Annotated in this window: 5 protein-coding genes and 1 pseudogene; all 6 read left to right on the top strand. The window is 45.6% G+C overall.

The window, feature by feature from the left end; all coding sequences use genetic code 11:
* Positions 1 to 1,360: TonB-dependent receptor (locus tag Q0314_RS09070; protein ID WP_298058409.1), on the top strand; the 1,360-nt coding region annotated here is incomplete at its 5' end.
* Positions 1,361 to 1,367: 7 nt separating this feature from the next.
* On the top strand, positions 1,368 to 1,511 hold the full coding sequence (locus Q0314_RS09065) for a hypothetical protein (RefSeq protein WP_298058407.1): 144 nt from the start codon (positions 1,368 to 1,370) through the stop codon (positions 1,509 to 1,511).
* A 298-nt stretch (positions 1,512 to 1,809) separates the two neighbouring features.
* Positions 1,810 to 2,661, top strand: a complete 852-nt coding sequence (locus tag Q0314_RS09060) for a class I SAM-dependent methyltransferase (RefSeq protein WP_298058405.1) — start codon at positions 1,810 to 1,812, stop codon at positions 2,659 to 2,661.
* Positions 2,654 to 3,664, top strand: coding sequence for an iron ABC transporter permease (locus tag Q0314_RS09055; RefSeq protein ID WP_298058404.1), 1,011 nt, complete (start codon positions 2,654 to 2,656; stop codon positions 3,662 to 3,664). Before Q0314_RS09060 ends, Q0314_RS09055 begins: the two co-directional genes overlap by 8 nt.
* Complete coding sequence (locus Q0314_RS09050; protein ID WP_298058403.1) at positions 3,661 to 4,365, top strand: ABC transporter ATP-binding protein; 705 nt, start codon at positions 3,661 to 3,663, stop codon at positions 4,363 to 4,365. Before Q0314_RS09055 ends, Q0314_RS09050 begins: the two co-directional genes overlap by 4 nt.
* A gap of 81 nt (positions 4,366 to 4,446) precedes the next feature.
* Positions 4,447 to 4,733: pseudogene (locus Q0314_RS09045) on the top strand (iron ABC transporter substrate-binding protein); the annotation flags it as partial.

Raw genomic sequence — 4,733 nt, 5'->3', positions numbered from 1 at the left:
TAACTATACCAGAAAGCGTCCGATACCGTTTTCAAATACGTTTTGGTCCGACTATACGAGCCGCTCAAATTTCGGTATAGGTTGGGATACTTCGGATAGATTCGAGTACGTCGGCTACCGAGGTGTGTTTTACAAGAGCGACGGCGCAAAGCAAGCTAAAAATAGCGACTACGAAAGAAATTTAGCTAGCCTAGGGCTTGATTTTTATCTAACCGAAAATTTTACTATCGAGACGAATTTTAGCTACTACAAACACAGAATGCTAGGAAATCCGGGCGGTTTTTCGATAACTGGTAGAAACGGCGTTTTAAACTTTGCCGTTCCGGATGCTGCTAAAAACACGAAAGCGGGCTTAGAGCAAGAGTGGGCGGGAAGCAACCTAAAAACTACGACCGCTAGCGTTAAATTTAAATACGCGCCGACTGAAAGTTGGTATTTTGAGGGCGGCTATCAGTGGCAAAAAGCCATCCGCGATATGTACGGTACTAACAAAACCTTTATCAACCAAAACGGCGATTTTAGCGTAGCAGCTAGCGGCGGAAACGGCGCTGCCAGCAGGTTTGACGTGCAAAGCTGGTTTGCTAAAGCCACGACAGAGTTTGAGACGCTCGGCGTAGAGCACAACTTCGGCGTGCAGGCAAACGGATATATATGGACGATATACGGCGCAAAAACCGCCGGCGGAAGAGCAAATTTGGGCAACTCGAATTTATATAATCCAAAAACCTTTTCAAATCCGCACGTAACAAAAGGCGGCGGAGCTTATAAGAGTAGTGACACAATTATGAAAAACCTCACTATCGCCGACGATATTAAGCTAAACGACTACTTTAGCGTCATTTTAAGCGCAGCCAGAAGCAACTTTGAGAACAAAAACAAGCAAACAGGCGTAAAAACGTACGATGAGAGCGGCACTAGCTATGCTGCGAGCTTTATTTATCGCCCTATCGAAAACGTAAGCTTATACTTCACTTACGCAGATAGCTTGCAAGCAGGCTCAAGCTACACCTACGAAAGAACCAATCCAAGATACGGCGAAACGGTCGTCTTAAAGCCGTTTAGAAGCAAACAATACGAGATCGGCGCAAAAGCTAGGATAGAAGATATTGACCTATCTACGGCGCTTTATGAGATAAAACGCCCGATAGCCTATCTAGGCGACAACAACGAATATAGCATCCAAGGCGAGCAGGTAAATAGAGGCATGGAGCTTACCGCGGGAGGCAAGATAACAAACGATCTTAGCGTAATGGGTGGCGTTGCGCTAATACAGCCTAAGCTAAAAAAGGCAAAACAAGCTTATGCGCAGGGCAAAATCGTAGTCGGCGAACCCAAAAGTTCAGTCAAATTTACTCTTTGACTACGTCGTGCCAAATACCGATAAGCTAGCCCTAAGCGCAAATTTACACTACACGGGCAAACGCTACGCCGATCAGCGCAACGTAAACGCAGTGCCTGCATACTTTACCACAGACCTTGGCATCCGCTACGTGACATCAAAGAGTGGTTAGGTAAGCAAACTACGTTAAGATTTAACGTAAATAACGTATTTGATAAAAAATACTGAGTCGGAATGTTCCCGTCAAATATCGACGGAACTACGACGGGCGCGGGCACAAGTATTTTTTTGGGACAGAGCAGGACGTTTATGCTCTCAGCCGAAGTTAAATTTTAGAGGTTTATTTCCCAATACTTCACTTTTAAATTTAGCGGCGGTTAGCATCTAGCCGCCGTTTAAATTTTACTTTTAAATTTGAGGTCAAATTTTGCTTTGGCTTCAAATTTAAAAACTTATTTTTTGGAGAAAAAATGCAAGGACTACTAAACTGGCAGGCGATTAGGGAACTCAAATTTGCGCCTATGACGCGAGACGGAGCCGGCGGAAGTGCGGTTGATTGGGATGAAATAGCCCAGATGTATAACGGCATGGCTGAGCTTGAAAAGCGTAGCGCGCAAATTTTAGCCGGTGCCTTGCCTATCACGGATAAAGATAGCGTGCTAGACGTGGGCTACGGACCGGGACGCCTTAGCGTGCCTATGGCTAGACGGGCTAAAAGCCTAACCGCGCTTGACGCGTTTGGAGAAATGCTTAAATTTTGCGAGCAAAACGCCGAAAATGCCGACGTAGAAAATATAAAATTTTTACAGAAAAGCTGGCTAGACGAAGACGCGTTAGAAATAATCGGCAAGCACGATGTCGTCGTTGCCTCGCGTTCGGTCGGTCTTGGCGATATAAAAAGGCTAAACGACGCGGCGAAAAAATACGTATGCATAACTAGCTTTTTGGAGGACTATCCAAGCCTTAGAGAAATTTGGATGGATCTACTTGCGGGTATCGACGAAATAGCTTCAAAACGCGCGCCTTTTATAAACGAAAATCCTAGGATGTTTGGCTACAACGTCACTTTTAATATGCTTTATGATCTGGGCGCAAACGTAAACGTACGGATATTTGACACCGTTTACGAAAAGAGTTTTACGGGCAAGGACGAGGCTTACGAATTTTTAAAATTCGTCGGAGAAATCCCAAAAGAAAAAGAGAAAATTTTTAGAAAAAACGTGGATAAATGGCTAGTAAAAGATAAGGGCGGAGTCAAATTTTACCGAACGACGAAAAGCTACGCCATGTGGTACGACGTAAGCGAGGTAAAATTTGAGTAACAAAGTATTTTTTGCTGTTTTAACGATCGTGCTGATAGTTTGTGCTTTTGCTTCCTTGACTCTTGGCAGATACGGTCTGGGGGCGGCTGAAATTTTTTCTAGCTTAAAATCATTGCTGTTTGGCTCGCCTCCGTCAAACGAGCAAGCTCACGCTGTAATAACGCAGATCAGGCTCCCTCGCATCGCCTTTGCAGTGCTGGTGGGAGCCGCTCTTTCTGCAGCCGGCGCCGTGTATCAGGGGCTTTTTAAAAATCCCCTAGTCTCCCCTGATATCCTAGGCGTATCTAGCGGCGCGGCGGTGGGCGCCAGCATCGCTATCATCCTTTCCCTGCCCGTGCTTTACGTTTCGCTAACGGCTTTTGGCTTTGGACTCGCGGCTGTTTTTGCGGTGGTTTTTTTAAGCCAGCTAATCGCTAGAGGCAAGCTAAACGTCATCATAATGGTACTCTCAGGCGTCGTCATATCTTCGCTTTTTGGCGCTTTTAGCTCGCTTTTAAAATTTCTAGCAGATAGCGAAAACAAGCTACCCGAGATTACATTTTGGCTAATGGGTAGCCTGGCTCGCACCGGAGGGTATCAAAACGTCCTTTATATGCTAGGCGTCACGGCGTTTTGCTCGGTACCGCTGTTTTTGCTTAGATTTAGGCTAAATATCTTGGCATTTGGCGAAGAAGAAGCTAAGGCCATGGGCGTAAACGTCAAATTTTACAGCTTTGTCATCATATGCGCCTCTACTTTGCTGACGGCTTCTAGCGTGGCTTTTTGCGGTATCATAGGCTGGGTCGGGCTCATCGTGCCGCACATAGCTCGCTCTATCGTGGGGGCAAATTTTAACGCTCTATTGCCGGCTTCAATGCTAATTGGCGCGCTATTTTTGCTAGTAGTTGATACGATCGCAAGGTGCGCGATGGCTAGCGAGATACCCCTTGGCATCATCACCTCGCTCATCGGCGCGCCCGTTTTTATCTACTTGCTTTATCAAAGTAAAAAGGGCTGGCTGTGAAATTTAATATAAAAAATTTAAGCTGCGGATACGGCAAAAAGCTGGTCGTAAAGGATTTTAATGCAGAGCTAAAAGACGGAGAAATTTTATGCCTGCTAGGACCTAACGGCGTAGGTAAAACGACTGTTTTTAAGACGATTTTGGGATTTTTAAAGCCTTTTGGTGGAGAAATTTTAGCTGACGGACGAAACTTTTTCGATTTAAACGATAAAGAGCGTGCAAAGCTCGTTAGCTACGTGCCTCAGGCTCACACGCCGCCCTTTGCTTTTAAGGTTTTAGACGTCGTTTTAATGGGGCGCTCGCCCTATATCAGAGCCTTTGAAAATCCAAGCGCAAAGGACGTAAAGATAGCCCTTCAAAAGCTTGAGATGCTAGGAATGAGCGAATTTGCGGATAAAATTTACACCGATATCAGCGGCGGCGAGAGGCAAATGGTCTTAATCGCAAGGGCTTTAGCGCAGGAGGCAAATGCCGTGATGCTTGACGAGCCCGCCTCAAATTTGGACTTTGGAAACCAAGTAAAAATCCTAAAAGCCGTAAAGGAGCTAGCGGCAAACGGGCATAAGATCATCATGACTTCGCACTTTGCCGAGCATGCTTTTTGCATAGACGCCAAGGTCGCGCTTTTAAAAAGGGATCAAAACATCATCTACGGCAGCGCGAGCGAAGCGATAACGGATGAAAATTTGAAACTCGCTTAAGGTGCCGATATAAGAGTAGTAAAAAACGAGATCGAGGGCAGAAGCGTCTACTCCTGCGTTCCGATCATTTAAGGAGAAAAAATGAGAAAGATTTTGGCGATTTTATTTTTGGCGGTTTGTATCTTGCAGGCACGTATCGTCGTGGACGACGGCGGCAAAGAGGTGCAAATCCCTGATAACGTAGAGCGCGTAACGCCGATGATAGGAGCTTTTACGCAGATGAGCGCGATGCTAACGGGTGAAGATAAAATCATCTCTGGCGCAGCACGGCTACCGAAGATGATGAGTAAAATTTTCCCTAAAATAAAAACGATGAATAACGTAAGCGGCTCGCTAACAAGCAGTGTTGAGAGCATCATCGCCTCAAA

It is taken from the genome of uncultured Campylobacter sp. (assembly GCF_938040115.1).
Taxonomy (GTDB): domain Bacteria; phylum Campylobacterota; class Campylobacteria; order Campylobacterales; family Campylobacteraceae; genus Campylobacter_A.
The sequence above is the reverse complement of the archived record's forward strand: the minus strand, read 5'-3'. Positions and strand labels throughout refer to the sequence as shown.

Coding starts and splice junctions, on each gene's coding strand:
- Q0314_RS09060 (WP_298058405.1), top strand. CDS start 1,810: ATGCAAGGACTACTAAACTGGCAGGCGATTAGGGAACTCAAATTTGCG.